The sequence below is a fragment of the Nonomuraea sp. NPDC049480 genome (genome assembly GCF_044465905.1).
In the GTDB taxonomy this organism is placed as follows: domain Bacteria; phylum Actinomycetota; class Actinomycetes; order Streptosporangiales; family Streptosporangiaceae; genus Nonomuraea.
In genome coordinates, this window is sequence record NZ_JBITMD010000010.1 from 116019 (window position 1) to 129864 (window position 13846).

16 protein-coding genes are annotated in these 13846 nt (G+C 69.7%); 9 read left to right on the plus strand and 7 right to left on the minus strand.

Annotation, left to right across the window (positions count from 1 at the left end):
* The first annotated feature begins 169 nt into the window (after positions 1-169).
* A complete protein-coding gene (locus ACIBX3_RS28065; protein WP_397121983.1) occupies positions 170-1108 on the plus strand; it encodes a sugar phosphate isomerase/epimerase family protein in 939 nt (312 codons plus the stop codon).
* Positions 1109-1190: 82 nt separating this feature from the next.
* Here the strand turns inward: ACIBX3_RS28065 and ACIBX3_RS28070 are convergent, their stop codons facing one another.
* Complete coding sequence (locus ACIBX3_RS28070) at positions 1191-1661, minus strand: MarR family winged helix-turn-helix transcriptional regulator (protein WP_397121985.1); 471 nt, start codon at positions 1659-1661, stop codon at positions 1191-1193.
* Between the two features lie 119 nt (positions 1662-1780).
* Between ACIBX3_RS28070 and ACIBX3_RS28075 the strand changes: the two genes are divergently transcribed.
* The gene (locus ACIBX3_RS28075; RefSeq protein WP_397121987.1) at positions 1781-2104 is read left to right on the plus strand and encodes a cupin domain-containing protein; all 324 of its coding nucleotides are present in this window, start codon (positions 1781-1783) and stop codon (positions 2102-2104) included.
* A gap of 11 nt (positions 2105-2115) precedes the next feature.
* A complete protein-coding gene (locus ACIBX3_RS28080) occupies positions 2116-2532 on the plus strand; it encodes a cupin domain-containing protein (RefSeq protein ID WP_397121989.1) in 417 nt (138 codons plus the stop codon).
* Positions 2533-2908: 376 nt separating this feature from the next.
* Here ACIBX3_RS28080 and ACIBX3_RS28085 read toward each other — a convergent pair whose 3' ends face one another.
* Entirely contained in the window at positions 2909-3667 is a 759-nt protein-coding gene (locus ACIBX3_RS28085) for an A/G-specific adenine glycosylase (RefSeq protein ID WP_397122551.1), read from the minus strand.
* Positions 3668-3863: 196 nt separating this feature from the next.
* On the opposite strand from ACIBX3_RS28085, the gene ACIBX3_RS28090 reads away from it, so the two are divergent.
* Both ACIBX3_RS28090 and ACIBX3_RS28095 read left to right on the plus strand, forming a co-directional pair.
* On the plus strand, positions 3864-4538 hold the full coding sequence (locus ACIBX3_RS28090) for a hypothetical protein (RefSeq protein WP_397121991.1): 675 nt from the start codon (positions 3864-3866) through the stop codon (positions 4536-4538).
* 111 nt (positions 4539-4649) lie between these two features.
* A complete protein-coding gene (locus tag ACIBX3_RS28095) occupies positions 4650-5180 on the plus strand; it encodes a hypothetical protein (protein ID WP_397121993.1) in 531 nt (176 codons plus the stop codon).
* Positions 5181-5193: 13 nt separating this feature from the next.
* On the opposite strand, the gene disA is transcribed toward ACIBX3_RS28095, so the two are convergent.
* The 5 genes from disA to ACIBX3_RS28120 all read right to left on the minus strand — a co-directional run bounded on the left by disA (position 5194) and on the right by ACIBX3_RS28120 (position 9239).
* A complete protein-coding gene (disA, locus tag ACIBX3_RS28100; protein ID WP_397121995.1) occupies positions 5194-6270 on the minus strand; it encodes a DNA integrity scanning diadenylate cyclase DisA in 1077 nt (358 codons plus the stop codon).
* A 39-nt stretch (positions 6271-6309) separates the two neighbouring features.
* Positions 6310-7716 (minus strand): DNA repair protein RadA, encoded by a 1407-nt coding sequence (gene radA / locus ACIBX3_RS28105; protein ID WP_397121997.1) that lies wholly within the window; start codon positions 7714-7716, stop codon positions 6310-6312.
* Positions 7717-7821: 105 nt separating this feature from the next.
* Complete coding sequence (gene trxA / locus ACIBX3_RS28110) at positions 7822-8127, minus strand: thioredoxin (RefSeq protein WP_397121999.1); 306 nt, start codon at positions 8125-8127, stop codon at positions 7822-7824.
* Positions 8128-8129: 2 nt separating this feature from the next.
* A complete protein-coding gene (locus ACIBX3_RS28115; RefSeq protein WP_397122001.1) occupies positions 8130-8498 on the minus strand; it encodes a MerR family transcriptional regulator in 369 nt (122 codons plus the stop codon).
* Between the two features lie 42 nt (positions 8499-8540).
* Positions 8541-9239, minus strand: coding sequence for a class I SAM-dependent methyltransferase (locus ACIBX3_RS28120; RefSeq protein ID WP_397122003.1), 699 nt, complete (start codon positions 9237-9239; stop codon positions 8541-8543).
* A gap of 99 nt (positions 9240-9338) precedes the next feature.
* Between ACIBX3_RS28120 and ACIBX3_RS28125 the strand changes: the two genes are divergently transcribed.
* The 4 genes from ACIBX3_RS28125 (at position 9339) to ACIBX3_RS28140 (ending at position 13739) form a co-directional block, all read left to right on the plus strand.
* Positions 9339-10148, plus strand: a complete 810-nt coding sequence (locus tag ACIBX3_RS28125; protein WP_397122005.1) for a sugar phosphate isomerase/epimerase family protein — start codon at positions 9339-9341, stop codon at positions 10146-10148.
* 11 nt (positions 10149-10159) lie between these two features.
* Positions 10160-10915, plus strand: a complete 756-nt coding sequence (locus ACIBX3_RS28130) for a class I SAM-dependent methyltransferase (protein ID WP_397122007.1) — start codon at positions 10160-10162, stop codon at positions 10913-10915.
* Between the two features lie 5 nt (positions 10916-10920).
* Positions 10921-11496 carry a TetR family transcriptional regulator gene (locus ACIBX3_RS28135; protein WP_397122009.1) on the plus strand — a complete coding sequence of 192 codons (576 nt, stop codon included), beginning with the start codon at positions 10921-10923 and terminating at the stop codon, positions 11494-11496.
* Between the two features lie 137 nt (positions 11497-11633).
* Positions 11634-13739 carry a (Fe-S)-binding protein gene (locus ACIBX3_RS28140; RefSeq protein ID WP_397122011.1) on the plus strand — a complete coding sequence of 702 codons (2106 nt, stop codon included), beginning with the start codon at positions 11634-11636 and terminating at the stop codon, positions 13737-13739.
* Positions 13740-13846: the final 107 nt, after the last annotated feature.

Here is a 13846-nt window from a genome sequence, read left to right on the forward strand (position 1 = left end):
AAGTGAGTCACAAGAGCACGTTCCTAGGCTGTGGCCTGCTCCCTGGGGAGTACTGAGGAATCAACTCAGGGCGGACGCAAGCACCATCCATGAGCAGGCATGCTCAACAAGGTTCGCGCGTCCGTGGCGGGCGATGGGAACACACATAAGCAAGCCGTGGAGGAAACCGATGCGCCTGCGTCACGATGACGGAACGCTCGTTCACCTCGCCTACAACGCAGGCGTCCACCCCGCTGAGGACCTGGAGAACTTGATCGCCCATCTGACCCGCTACGCGGTCCCGGTGCGCAAGCGGCTGGGCGTGGAGCGGATGGGCATCGGGCTGTGGCTGTCGCCGACCGTGGCCGACCACCTGACCGCCGACCGTATCGAGCTCGTACGGCTGCGCCGCTCCCTGGAGGAGCGTGGCCTGGAGGTTGTGAGCCTCAACGGCACCGGCGGCCGCAACCAGGAGGTCCCGGGCCCCGACTGGGCCAAGCCCGAGCGCTATCGCTACACCATGGCGCTGGCCAAGATCTTGGCGTTCCTGCTGCCCGATGACGTACGGTTCGGGAGCATCTCGACGATCCCCATCGGCTGGCGCCGCGACTGGCCGGCCGACCTGCACACGATCGCCACCCGCCGCCTGGAGCGGCTCGCCCGCGAGCTGCGCGGCATCTACAGCGTGACCGGCAAGACGATCAGGGTCGGGTTCGAGCCGTGGCCCGGGTGCGTGCTGGAGACGACCGAGCAGGCGCTGGAGCGGGTGTGCGGGATCGACTCCGAGCACCTGGGCGTGTGCCTGGACGCCTGCCACCTGGCCTGCGGGGCCGAGGAGCCGGGCGCGGCGCTGAGGGGCCTGGCGAAGGCGGGGGCGCCCGTCGTCAAGCTGGGGCACGTGCACAATCACGCGGGCGAGATGTCGAACACCGGCGCGGTGCTGCACGACACCCTGACGGCGATGTTGTCGGGCGCCGTGAGCGGCAGCGCGCACATCGAGGTCGAGACGCACAATCTTGCCGTTCCAGGGCGGGCCAAGGGGCCGGGGGCCCTGGTGTCGTTGCTGGCCGAGGAACTGGCCTGGGCTCGTACGCGCCTCACCGGCCTGGGCCTTCAGCTCGCCGCCTGAGCGGCGGGATTCGTCAAGGGCTGGTCCGACGCCGTAGCCGAGGACCTCGAGCATCGTCCCGGCCGGCCGCGCCGCGTAGGTCTTACAGGGTGCCGAACCAGCCCGGCATGTCCAGGCGCCACGGATTGCCCGGGGTGACCTTGCGCAGGTCCGACTCCAGGGCGCGCAGGCGGTCCTCGCCCAGTTCGCCGGCCCAGCGGGCGCGCAGGGCGTCGAAGATGCGGGCCGAGCGGTCGAGTGCGTCGATTCCGTACGGGGTGAGGCGGACGATCTTACGGCGGGTGTCGTAGGGGTCGGTGGTGCGTTCGACGTAGCCGATGCGTTCCAGCGTGTCGATGGTCTTGCCGGCCGCCTGTTTGGAGACGCCGAGCGTACGGCCCAGTTCGACGGCCGTGGTGCCCTGCGGGCCGATCGCCTGCATGATGAATCCATGCATAGGCCGTATGTCGGGATGGCCTTGCCTGGACAGCTCGGCGTGGAGCTCGTCGATGAGCGCTCTGAACGCCAGCAGCAGGCGTAGGGGCAGTTCGAATCCTGGAGTGTCGCTTGACACGATAGACAACCTGGTTAACTATATTGATGGACAACGTGGTTGCCTATCTTAAGGGGATTTCAGGGATGACTGTTATTCGCGCCGCCGACGCGCGGCGATCGGAGACACCGGGAGGGGTCATGACGACGTTCGCCTCGCCGGCACAGGGCGGCTCAGGACGGTCCCTCTGGCGGGTCGACGCCCACCCCGGCGCCGTCGGGCCGGTGCACGACTTCGACGTCGAGCAGGTGTGGAGCTGGATCGCCGGCGCGGCGACCGTCGAACTGGGCGGGGAGACGTTCGCCGTGGCCGCCGGCGACACCGTCGTCATGCCCGCCCGGACGGTGCGGCGGGTGCTGGCCGACCCGGACGCCGGATACACCGCCGTCGTCGCGGCCCCGGCCGGGGCCAGGGCCATGTCCGCCGACGGAGCCGACCTGGGCGTACCGCCGTGGATCGTGTGAAGGGGGATTCCATGTCCGTCGTCCTGTCCGCTGATTCCCGGCGTACCGAGACGCCCAACGGCTTCATGACCACGCTCGCCTCGCCCACGCAGGGGCAGGCCGGGCAGGCCGTGTGGCGGGTGGACGCCAGGGCCGGCATGGAAGGGCCGGTGCACGCGTTCGACGCTGAGGTGGTGTGGACGTGGCTCGACGGGGCCGCGGTGGTCGAGCTGGGCGGGGAGCGGTACGAGGTCGCGGCGGGGGACACGATGGTGTTGCCGGCGGACGTGAGCCGGCAGATGTTCGCCGATCCGGTACGCGGCTTCGTGTCGATCGTCGCCGCACCGCTTGGGGCGCAGGCGTACAACCCCGGCGGGGTGTCGGCCCCGGACGCCTGCGACCTGGCACCCAAGGGCACGGAACGCACCGTGCCGCCCTGGATCAGGTAGCTCGGGCGTCCGGAGTGCCGGAAGGGCTCAGGCCTTTGGAGGCCAGGCGGCTCAGCGGGCCGTCCATCACGCCCTGTGGGTGGCCCCCGGCAAGGCCGCTCCATCGCGTCACCGGCCCCAGTCCCCGCGGTGCCACCTCCGCGGACGCCCCACGGGCGCGAAGTCTCAGCGGGGCCCCGGTGGCTGGGCGTTGAGGGGCCATCGCGCGGAGCCGCCTCACAGATCCCCGGTGGCGCATGGCGCAGCGTCGAGAGGCCGACGGGCGCGAACCGGACTCTGGCGATCCAGGAAGGCGGATCGGGCTCGGGGCGGATCAGGCGTGGGGGCCCGGTGACTCAAGGCAGGTCAGGCGTGGGGACCGGTGATTCAAGGCGGCTCAGGCGTGAGGAAGGCGGTAGGTGCCGTCGTCGAGGGCCTCCGCCAGGCCGTCGGCGATCAGGCCGTCCAGGGAGCGCTCCCGCTGGGCGGCGTCGTCCCACACCACGTCCAGCGCCGCCTTGGGCACCGGCCCGTGGGCCGAACGCAGCACCTCCAGCAGGCGGCCGCGGCACTGGCGGTCCGTGCCCGCGTACGTCTGCCCCTTCCGCGCGGGCCCGGCGTGCGGCGGCTTGCCGGCCAGCATCCACGCGCACAGGTGCGCGATCGGGCAGTCGGCGCAGCGTGGCGCACGGGCCGTACAGACGAGGGCGCCCAGTTCCATCACGGCCACGCCCCAGCGGGCGGCGCCCAGCTCGGGCAGGAGGCTCTCCGCCAGCCGCCGCTCGGCCGCCGAGGTGGCCGTGGGAGGGTATTCCTCCGCCCGGACCGCCCTGGCGAAGACCCGGCGGACGTTCGTGTCGAGTACGGCGTGCCGGCCGCCGTAGGCGAAGCTGGCGACCGCGGCCGCGGTGTACTCGCCGATGCCGGGGAGGGACAGCAGCGTCGCGTGGTCGGACGGCACCTCGCCGCCGTGCTCCTCGATGATGGCCCTGGCGCAGGCGTGCAGGCGCAGCGCGCGGCGTGGGTAGCCGAGCCTGCCCCAGTGGCGCACGGCCTCGCCCGGCTGTTCGGCGGCCAGGTCCTTGGGGGTGGGCCAGCGGGTCATCCAGTCGTGCCAGACGGGCAGGACGCGTACGACCGGGGTCTGCTGGAGCATGATCTCGCTGACCAGCACGCCCCACGGCGTCGCGTCGGCGGCACGCCACGGCAGATCCCTCGCGTTGCCCTCGTACCAATCCAGGACTGGAACGTGCAGAAGATTCGGCTCAAGCACGCGGTCAAGGGTATGTCTAGCTGATTGGTCTCGGCGTGTCGTCACTCTAGGCGAGCCGCCGAATTACCATGCTGAGCGTATGGATCCGGATACGATGCGTGGCGACGGCGGTGACGTCTATTGGCGGCGCCGGATGAGTGTGCTGGTGGCGGTGCTCGTCGTGGTGGCCGTTGTGGCGTGGGCGTGTTCCAGCGGGGGCAGCGGCCCGGGCCGCCCGTCCAGCGCGCAATCATCACCGAGCGCCACGCCCGCCGTCGATCCGCTGCTGGCGGGCCTGCGCACCCTCGCCATGGGCACGGCCAGCCCGTCGCCCAGCCCGAGCCCCGCCACCTCGACCCCCGCAGCCCGCCCCGAACAGCCCGGTGAGCCCTGTGCCGAGGAGGACCTGGTGCTCAGCCTCCAGGGCGGCAAGGACCAGATCTACGCCGGGGACGCCCAGCCCAACTTCATCGTCACGCTGGTGAACACGGGCCCCGTGATGTGCAAGGCCGACGTGGGGCCGCGGGCCATGGAGATCCGCATCACCTCCGGCGCGGACCGCATCTGGTCCAACGCCGACTGCGTGAGCGGCGTGGGGACGGAGATCAAGGAGTTGGAGCGCGGGATCCCGTACGTCCGGTCGTTGAACTGGGACCGCCGCCGCTCCAGCGCCGACTGCCGCTCCACGCCGGCGTACGCCCTGCCGGGGACGTACGTGGCGACCGTCCGCCTGGGCAAGCTCCGCAGCGGGAAAGGCGTCTTCCACCTGCGCTGACCACCCAGCGCGCCCAGCGCGTGCCACCGATCAATCCTTTGTCGTGATTTTTCTACGCATGATCCGCACTCCCGGTAGGGTGAGCCGGTCAAGTGATCATGGAGGAACGCGATGAAGCAGACGACAGCCAGGCGGATCGGCCGTTCGGCTCTGGTGGCGGCGCTCGCCGCAGGACTCATGCCGGCCGGTGTCGCGTCGGCGGCGGCCGCCGTCGCCGAGCAGAAGCCGGCCTTCGGTCCGTACGGGTACGGCAGTCTGCGGCTCGGGATGACCGCCGCGAAGGCGAGGGCGACCAGGAAGATCGTTCACAAGCCGGGCGGAGACTCCGCCAGGTGCACGACGTGGGACCTCAGGGAGAACCCGCTTCCCGACTACCGCGTGGGAATGTACATCTCGAAGAAGCTCGGCGTAGTCGTGATCATCGCGCCTCCCGGCGCCAGGACTCCGCAGGGCATCGGCATCGGCTCCTCCCAGGCACAACTCAAGGCCGCCTACCCCAAACTGAGGCGCGGCCCGTCGGGCTACCCCGCCGCCACCGTGCCCGGCAACAAGAAGGCGTACTACCTCTTCAACGCGCGCAAGGGCAAGGTGGTCGAAATGAGCCTGGTGGTGGCCAAGCAAGATTGCCTCAAGGTCGGCTAGCGCCTGCGGAACGCTATACGTAGCGTTCGAGGATGGAGGACTCGGCGAGGCGGGAGAGACCCTCGCGGACGCTGCGGGCACGCGACTCCCCGACGCCGCCCACGGCCTGCAGGTCGTCGATGCTGGCAGCCAGGAGCTTCTGGAGACCGCCGAAGTGGTTGACCAGCCGGTCCACCACAGTGGCGGGCAGACGGGGGACCTTGGCCAGCAGGCGGAAGCCTCGGGGGCTGACGGGACTGTCCAGTTTGTCGGTGCCGTTGTGGCCCAGGACATGGGCGACCGCCGAGAGGTCCAGCAGGTCGGTGCCGGACAGCTGGTCCAGGTCGTGCATGGCCTCCACCAGGCGTTTCTGGCGGCGGCCCGCGGGAGCCGGGAGGTAGTCGCGGATGACCAGCTCGCGTTCGGAGTCGACGCCGGCGACCAGCTCGTCCAGCTGCAGGGACAGCAGGCGCCCGTCCGTGCCGAGCTCCACCACGTAGCCCTTGATCTCGTCGGAGATGCGGCGGACCATCTCCAGGCGCTGGACGACGGCGGCCACGTCGCGGACGGTGACCAGGTCCTCGATCTCCAGGGCCGACAGCGTGCCGGAGACCTCGTCCAGACGGTGTTTGTAGCGCTCTAGCGTGGCCAGGGCCTGGTTGGCCTTGGACAGGATGGCCGCGGACTCCTCCAGCACGTAGCGGATGCCGTCGAGGTAGAGCGCGATGATCCGCATCGACTTGCTGATCGCGATGATCGGCAGGCCCGTCTGCCGGGCGACGCGCTGGGCGGTGCGGTGGCGGGTGCCGGACTCGTCGGTGGGGATCGAGGGGTCGGGCACGAGGTGCACGGCGGCGCGTACGATTTTGTGGTCGTTGCTCAGCACGATGGCGCCGTCCATCTTGGCCAGCTCCCGAAGCCTGGTGGCCGAGAAATCGACGTCCAGCTCGAAACCGCCGCTGCAGACCGCTTCGACGTCCCTGTTGTAGCCGAGCACGATCAACCCGCCGGTCTGCCCGCGCAGGATCCGCTCGAGGCCGTCGCGCAGAGGTGTGCCCGGGGCCACCGCGGCCAAGGCTTCGCGACGGCGGTCGTCAAGACTCCTATCCACCTGACCCCCGTGTCGATCGGTCACCTCAGCTTAGCCGCGCTATGTGACGTGTGTGAGTGCGTCCCAGACGTTCTCCGCCTGGACGACCTCGAAGCCGGGCGCGAACGCCACCGGTCCGACCGGCACCAGCGAGCGCTGACCGCTGCGCCTGCGGGCGCCGTCCTCCAGGGATCCCGCAGGCACGAGAGCCCGCTTGAAGCCCAGCCTGGCGGCCTCCGTCAGCCTCCTGCGCACGTCCTTGACCGGCCGCAGCTCGCCGGCCAATCCCACCTCGCCGAGCGCCACCATTCCGGCGGGCAGCGGCTTGTCGCCGGCGGCGCTGGCCACCGCCAGCATGACCGACAGGTCCACGGCCGGATCGGCCAGCTTGATGCCGCCCACGGTCGCGGTGAACACGTCGCAGCCGCCGAGGCGGGCGTTGAGCCGGCGCTCCAGGACCGCGAGGATCATCTGCACGCGGTAGGCGTCGAGGCCGGACGAGGTGCGCCTGGGCTGCTGCGCCTCCGTGCGCGCGACCAGGGCCTGCACCTCGGCGGGCAGCGGGCGGGTGCCCTCGACCGTGACCGTGACGCAGGTGCCGGCCACCGGCTCGCTCCGCCGGGAGACGAACAGGCCGCTCGGGTCGGTGATGCCCTCGATGCCGTGCTCGTGCAGGTCGAAGCAGCCGATCTCGTCGGTGGGGCCGAACCGGTTTTTGATCGCACGGACCATGCGGAGCCTGGAATGGTGGTCGCCCTCGAAGCTGAGCACGACGTCGACCAGGTGCTCGAGAGTGCGGGGGCCGGCGATCGAGCCCTCCTTGGTGACGTGGCCGACGAGCACGGTCGACATGTTGCGCTCCTTGGCCAGGCGCACGAGGTTGGCCGCCACCTCGCGCACCTGCGTCACCCCGCCGGGCACGCCGGTGGTCTGGACCGAGCCGATCGTCTGCACCGAGTCCACCACGAGCATCGTGGGCTGGACCTTCTCCACGTGGGTGACCAGGGCCGACAGCTCGGTCTCCGCGGCGAGGTAGAGGTTGTCCCGGATGGCGCCGATGCGGTCGGCACGCAGCCGCACCTGGGCGGCCGACTCCTCGCCCGTCACGTAGAGCACGGTCTCGCGCTCGGCGATGCGGGCCGCGGCTTCCAGCAGCAGCGTGGACTTGCCGATGCCGGGCTCGCCCGCCAGCAGCACGACCGCGCCGGGCACCAGGCCGCCGCCGAGCACCCGGTCGAGCTCGCCCACGCCGGTGGTGCGGGCGGCCGCGACCTCGGCCTTCACCTGGCCGATCGGCACGGCCGGAGCGGTGGTGGCGCCCGCCTGCACGACGGTGACGCCGGCCCGGGCGCCCTCCTCGTCGACCGTGCCCCACGCCTGGCACTCGCCGCACCGTCCCACCCACTTGGCGGTGCGCCAACCGCATTCGGCACAGCGGTAACCGGGTTTCTGGGCTGACTTGGCCATGCGGAGCAGGCTAGCGGCAGGTACCGACAATCTTCGACTTTCCTGCGAGGCGTTCCCTGGACTGCGAAGGCGGCCCGTGATCCGTCCAGGGAGAGGGAACGGCTGTCACGCCAGGCCGAGCTCGGACTCCAGGAGGCGCTTGGGCTTGGCGCCGACGACCCGCTTGACCGGCTCGCCGTTCTCGAACAGCAGCAGCGTGGGGATGCCCATCACGCCGTACTTCGCCATGATTTCCGGGTTCTCGTCCGTGTTGAGCTTGCCGATCGTCAGGCCGCGCTCCGCCTCGATCTGCTCGAGTACGGGTGCCACCATCCGGCAAGGACCGCACCACTCGGCCCAGAAGTCCACCAGCACCGGCTCGTTGCTCTTGAGCACCTGCTCCTCGAAGTTCTCCGTGGTCAACGTGATCATTTTCATCCCCTTACAAAGCAACCTGGGCACGACTGGGCGAGCTGGGCGGCCACTTCCGTGCGGCGGGCCAGCAGGACGCGGATCTCCGCGTCGATCTGGGCCAGCTTGCGTTCGTAGACCAGGACCGACTCCGCGCAGGAGCCGCCCGTGCTGTGGCCGCTGCGCAGGCAGTCCACGAACGGGCGGGTGTCCTCCAGCGTGAAGCCGACCGCGAGCAGCGCCCGGATCTCGGAGACCAGCTTGACGTCCTCCTCGGAGTACTGCCGGTAGCCGTTTGATCCGCGGCGGGCTTCGAGCAGCCCGTGCTGCTCGTAGTAGCGGAGCGAGCGGGTGCTCACTCCGGTGCGTTCCGCCAGCTCACCGATGCGCATGCCACTACGGTAAACGTTGACACTGACGTCAAGGTCAAGGGCTCAGTAGTAGCGCCAGCGCAGGACGTTCGGATAGGCCAGCTCCAGCCCCGGCGTCTCCGCGATGGCCTGCTCGGCCACAGCGGGCGTGAACTCGATGCGCAGCACCGCCTCCAGGTCGGCCCGGCGCTCGAAGGTCATCCGCAGGTCGAGCGGGCGCCGTTGCCAGCCTTGCCGGTCCCAGAACGCCTCCACCTCTCGCGGCGAGTAGGACGGCACGGTACGCGAGAACCACCGCCCGAACGATCCCCGCGTGGCGTCCAGGTCGATGACGAAGGCCGCGCCGCCCCGGCGTACCACCCTGGACAGCTCGCGCAGCCCAGGCTCGCAGCCGGGTCCGAAGAAGTACGCCCAGCGCGCCATCGCCACGTCCACGCTCGCGTCCGGCAGCGGCATGTCCTGGGCCGCTGCGGCGTGCACGGTCACGTTGGCCAGCCCGGCGCAGCGGCGGCGGGCCAGCAGGGCGAGCTCCCCGTGGGGCTCCACGCCGATCACGCTCACCGCCGACGTCGCCAGGACCGGCAGGTGGTAGCCGGTGCCGCAGCCGATGTCGAGCACGGTGGCGCCGTCCCAGGGGCGCAGGGCGCGCATCGCCGCGTCGGCCGCGCCCTCCGGATCGACGGCGCGGTTCTCCAGCTCGTAGACCTGGGGGGTGTTCCAGATGTTCGGGCTCGGGATGGCGCCTTTGGCTATCCGTGGCATGCCATAAAGGTAGGCGCACCACCCCCTGTGGTGAGCCAGCAGAGGGCTCGCTACAGGGGGGCGCGCGCCAGATGGGCTTCACCGGCTTAGGCTGGCAGCGTGGCTGATGTCATCCGCGTGCCCAATGCGAAGATCGCATTGTCCACTGCTTCGGTATATCCAGAACGCACTCCTGACGCGTTCGAACTGGCCGCCCGCCTGGGCTACGACGGCGTGGAGATCATGGTCGGCGCCGACCCGGTGAGCCAGGACATCGACGTGATAGAGCGGCTCTCCGAGCACTACGAGGTTCCCGTCCTCGCCATCCACGCGCCCTGCCTGCTGGTGACGCAGCGAGTTTGGGGCCGTGACCCGTGGGCCAAGCTCGTCAAGGCGCGCAAGGCGGCCGAGCGCCTGGGCGCCTCGGCGGTCGTGGTGCACCCGCCGTTTCGCTGGCAGCGCGACTACGCGCGTGACTTCGAGACGGGGCTGGCCAGGATGCGTGACGAGACGGACGTCACATTCGCGGTCGAGAACATGTTCCCCCTTCGGGCCAGGGGCAACGACGTGGTGCCCTACTCTCCCGGCTGGAACCCGATCGACTACGACTTCCCGCAGGTCACCCTGGATCTGTCGCACACGGCGGTGTCCGGCTCGGACGCCATGGAGATGGCCGCCAAGCTCGGCGACCGGCTCGCCCACCTGCACCTGGCCGACGGCATCGGGGTGACGAACAAGGACGAGCACCTGGTGCCCGGCAGGGGCAACCAGCCGTGCGCCCAGATGCTGGAGCGCCTGGCCAACACCGGCTACTCCGGCCTGGTCGTCCTGGAGATCAACACGCGCAAGGCCGCCAGCCGCACCGAGCGGATCGACGATCTGGCGGAGGCGCTGGCCTTCGCCAGGCTGCACCTGGCGGCGTCCGCATGAACATCGGGCCGATGAGGGACCTGGGCAGGGTGTTCGACCGCGTGGCCGACGCGTACGACGCGGGCCGGCCCAGCTATCCCGACGAGATGTATCGCGCGATGAGCGAGCTGACCGGCATCGATCTCGACGGCGCCACGGCGGTGGACGTCGGGGCGGGCACGGGGATTCTGACGCGGGCGCTCAGGGCGCGCGGCTCCCACGTGATCGCGGTCGATCCGGGCGCGGAGATGCTGGCCCGCCTCACGTCGCGGTCGGGCAGCGGCACGCCCGCCGTCGCGGCGGTGCAGGGCGACGGCAACGCGCTGCCGCTGTCCGACGGGGTGGCCGACCTGGTGGCGTACGCCCAGTCGTGGCACTGGCTGGACCCGGTGGTCTCGATCGCCGAGGCCCGGCGGGTGCTGCGGCCGCGGGGCGCGATCGTGGGCTGCTGGAACCTGCACCACGCCGCCCAGGCGGACTGGCTGGCCGCGTACGAAGCCCGCCTGGCCGAGGAGGTCCCCGCCTACTGGGGACCGGCGGTGGAGCAGTGGTCGGTTCCGCCCATCGCGTCGGCGTTCGAGGTGATCGAGGAGCGCTGGATCCCGTGGACGAGGCTGGTCGGCATCGAGGACTTCCTCCTCGACCTGCGCTCGCACTCGTACATGGCGGCACTGTCGCCCGAGGCGGCCGACGCGCTGGTGCGGCGGCAGCGGGCGGAGTTGCGCGAGGAGTTTCCTGAGGGCGTGTTGTCGGTGCCGATGCGGGTCTATCTGGCGGTGGGCAGGTGAGCACCGTGAAGAGACGTCCTGGGCGCCGGCCGGGGTCGGCCGACACGCGCGGGGAGATTCTCGCGGCGGCGCGGCGGGTGTTCGCGGAGAAGGGATTCGACAAGGCCACCGTGCGAGGGATCGCCAGGGAGGCCAAGGTCGACCCCGCTCTCGTGCACCACTATTTCGAGACCAAGGAGGGCATGTTCGCGGCGGCCATGCAGCTCCCCGTGTCGCCGGACAAGGTCATCCCGGTGTTGCTGGAGGGCCCGCGCGAGGAGATCGGCGAGCGGCTGGTACGCCTGCTCCTGACGGTCACCGCCGAGCCGGAGACGCGTGAGCCGATGGTGGCGCTGATCCGCTCGGCCATGACCAACGAGCAGGCGGCCGCGATGATGCGGGAGTTCATCACCAACGCCCTGCTCTACCAGGTGGCCGACCGGCTCGGGGTGCCGCATCTGCGGATCGAGGCCGCGTTCGCCCAGATGTTCGGCACGATACTGGGGCGCTACGTGCTCAAGCTGGAGCCGTTGGCGAGCGCCGATCCCGAGGAACTGGTCGAGCTGCTGGCGCCGACCGTCCAGCGGTACTTCACAGGCTAGAGCATTGTTCTGAACAGGGCGATGACCTTAGGGTATGTCGCGTACTCCGGAAATGTTACCCGCGGGTAGTATCCGAAGTAAGGCGTGCGCAGCGGCTGACCGTACGCTGACAGCCAACGTCGTCTGTGGGAGGACCCGTGCTCTGGGTAGCCATCATCGGGCTCGTCATGACCGTCCTGGCGGTGGCCGTCGCCGGCCGCAGGGCGCTGTTCCTGTTCAAGCTGGCGACCGTCGGCCCACCCGCGCCGGAGCGGGTGGAGTACGCCAAGACGCACGCGGCCGATGAGGTCAAGGCGCAGCTCGTCGAGGTGTTCGGGCAGAAGAAGCTGCTCAAGTGGACGCCGTCGGGCCTGGCGCATTTCTTCGTCATGTGGGCGTTCTTCATCCTTCTGACCGTCTACATCGAGGCGTACGGCGCGATCATTCAGGGTGCGATCACGGGCCGGCCCGACTTCCACATCCCGCTCATCGGGACCTGGGCCGTGCTGGGTTTCCTGCAGGACTTCATCGCGGTGGCCTGCCTGGCCGGCCTGGCGGTCTTCGCCGGGATCCGGATCAAGAACTCACCCAAGACGCTCGGCCGCACCTCCCGCTTCTCCGGCTCGCACCTGGGCGGCGCGTGGCTCGTCCTGTTCATGATCTTCAACATCATCTGGACGCTGTTCCTGGCCCGCGGCGCGGCGGCGGCCAACGGCAACTTCCCCTACTCCTCGGGCGCGTTCGCCTCGCTGGCCCTGGGCGAGGCGCTGCCGGCCAGCGCGGTGCTGGAGGAGATCTCGCTGCTGCTGCACATCGGCTTCATGCTGGTGTTCCTGGTCATCGTGGTGAACTCCAAGCACCTGCACATCTTCACCGCGCCGCTCAACGTGCTCTTCTCGCGCCGCCCCGACGGGCTGGGCGCCGCGGTGGAGATGCGCGTGGACGGCAAGCTGGTGGACTTCGAGGACGAGGACCTCGACCCGGAGCGGCTCGGGCGCGGCAAGATCGGCGATACCACGTGGAAGGGGTTCCTGGACTTCTACTCCTGTACGGAGTGCGGCCGCTGCCAGTCGCAGTGCCCGGCGTGGAACACCGACAAGCCGCTCTCGCCGAAGATGCTCATCCTTGACCAGCGCGACCACGCCTTCAAGGTGGCCCCGTACCTGATGGCGGCCGCGGGCGGCGTCGAGCACAAGGACACCGACGTGCTGGCGCTGCTGGAGAAGCCGCTGATCGGCGAGGAAGGCGTGATCCACCCGGACGTGCTGTGGTCGTGCACCAACTGCGGCGCCTGCGTCGAGCAGTGCCCGGTGGACATCGAGCACATCGACCACATCCTCGACATGCGCCGCTACCAGGTGATGGTGGAGTCGTCGTTCCCGTCCGAGGCGGGGGTGATGGTCAAGAACCTGGAGAACAAGGGCAACCCGTGGGGGATGTCCGAGATGAAGCGGGCCGACTGGATCGAGGAGCTCGACTTCGAGGTCGAGGTCGTCGAGGAGAAGATGCCCGAGGACGCCGAATACCTGTTCTGGGTGGGCTGCGCGGGTGCGCTGGAGGACCGGGCCAAGAAGACCACCAGGGCGGTGGCGGAGCTGCTGCACATCGCGGGCGTGAAGTTCGCCGTGCTCGGCCCGATGGAGGCCTGCACCGGCGACCCGGCCCGCCGCCTGGGCATGGAGTACCTGTTCAACATGCTCGCCCAGCAGAACATCGAGACGCTCAACGAGGCGGGCGTCAAGAAGATCGTGGCCACCTGCCCGCACTGCTTCAACACCCTGGCGAACGAGTACCCGCAGCTCGGCGGCACGTACGAGGTCGTGCACCACACCCAGCTGCTGGCCAAGCTGGTCGACGAGGGCAAGCTGACCCCGATCACACCGATCGAGGAGAAGATCACCTACCACGACCCGTGCTTCCTCGGCCGCCACAACAAGGTCTACTCCCAGCCACGCGACATCATGTCCAAGGTGCCCGGCGTGCAGACCCAGGAGATGCACCGGCACAAGGACCGCGGCTTCTGCTGCGGCGCGGGCGGCGCGCGGATGTGGATGGAGGAGCGCATCGGCAAGCGCATCAACACCGAGCGGGTGGACGAGGCGCTGACCACGAACCCGGACACCGTCTCCACTGCCTGCCCGTTCTGCATGGTGATGCTGGGTGACGCGATCAACGAGAAGAAGAACAACGGCGAGGCGAAGGAGTCGCTGGAGGTCGTGGACGTGGCCCAGCTCTTGATCAAGTCGGTCAAGGGCGCTTCCTGACGGAGGAAAGTCGGACTCCTCCACAGGCCATGTGGAGGAGTTTCGCATGTCAGCGCGTGTGGTTACGAGAAATCTGCCATCCACATAACGGGAAAATCACGGTAACC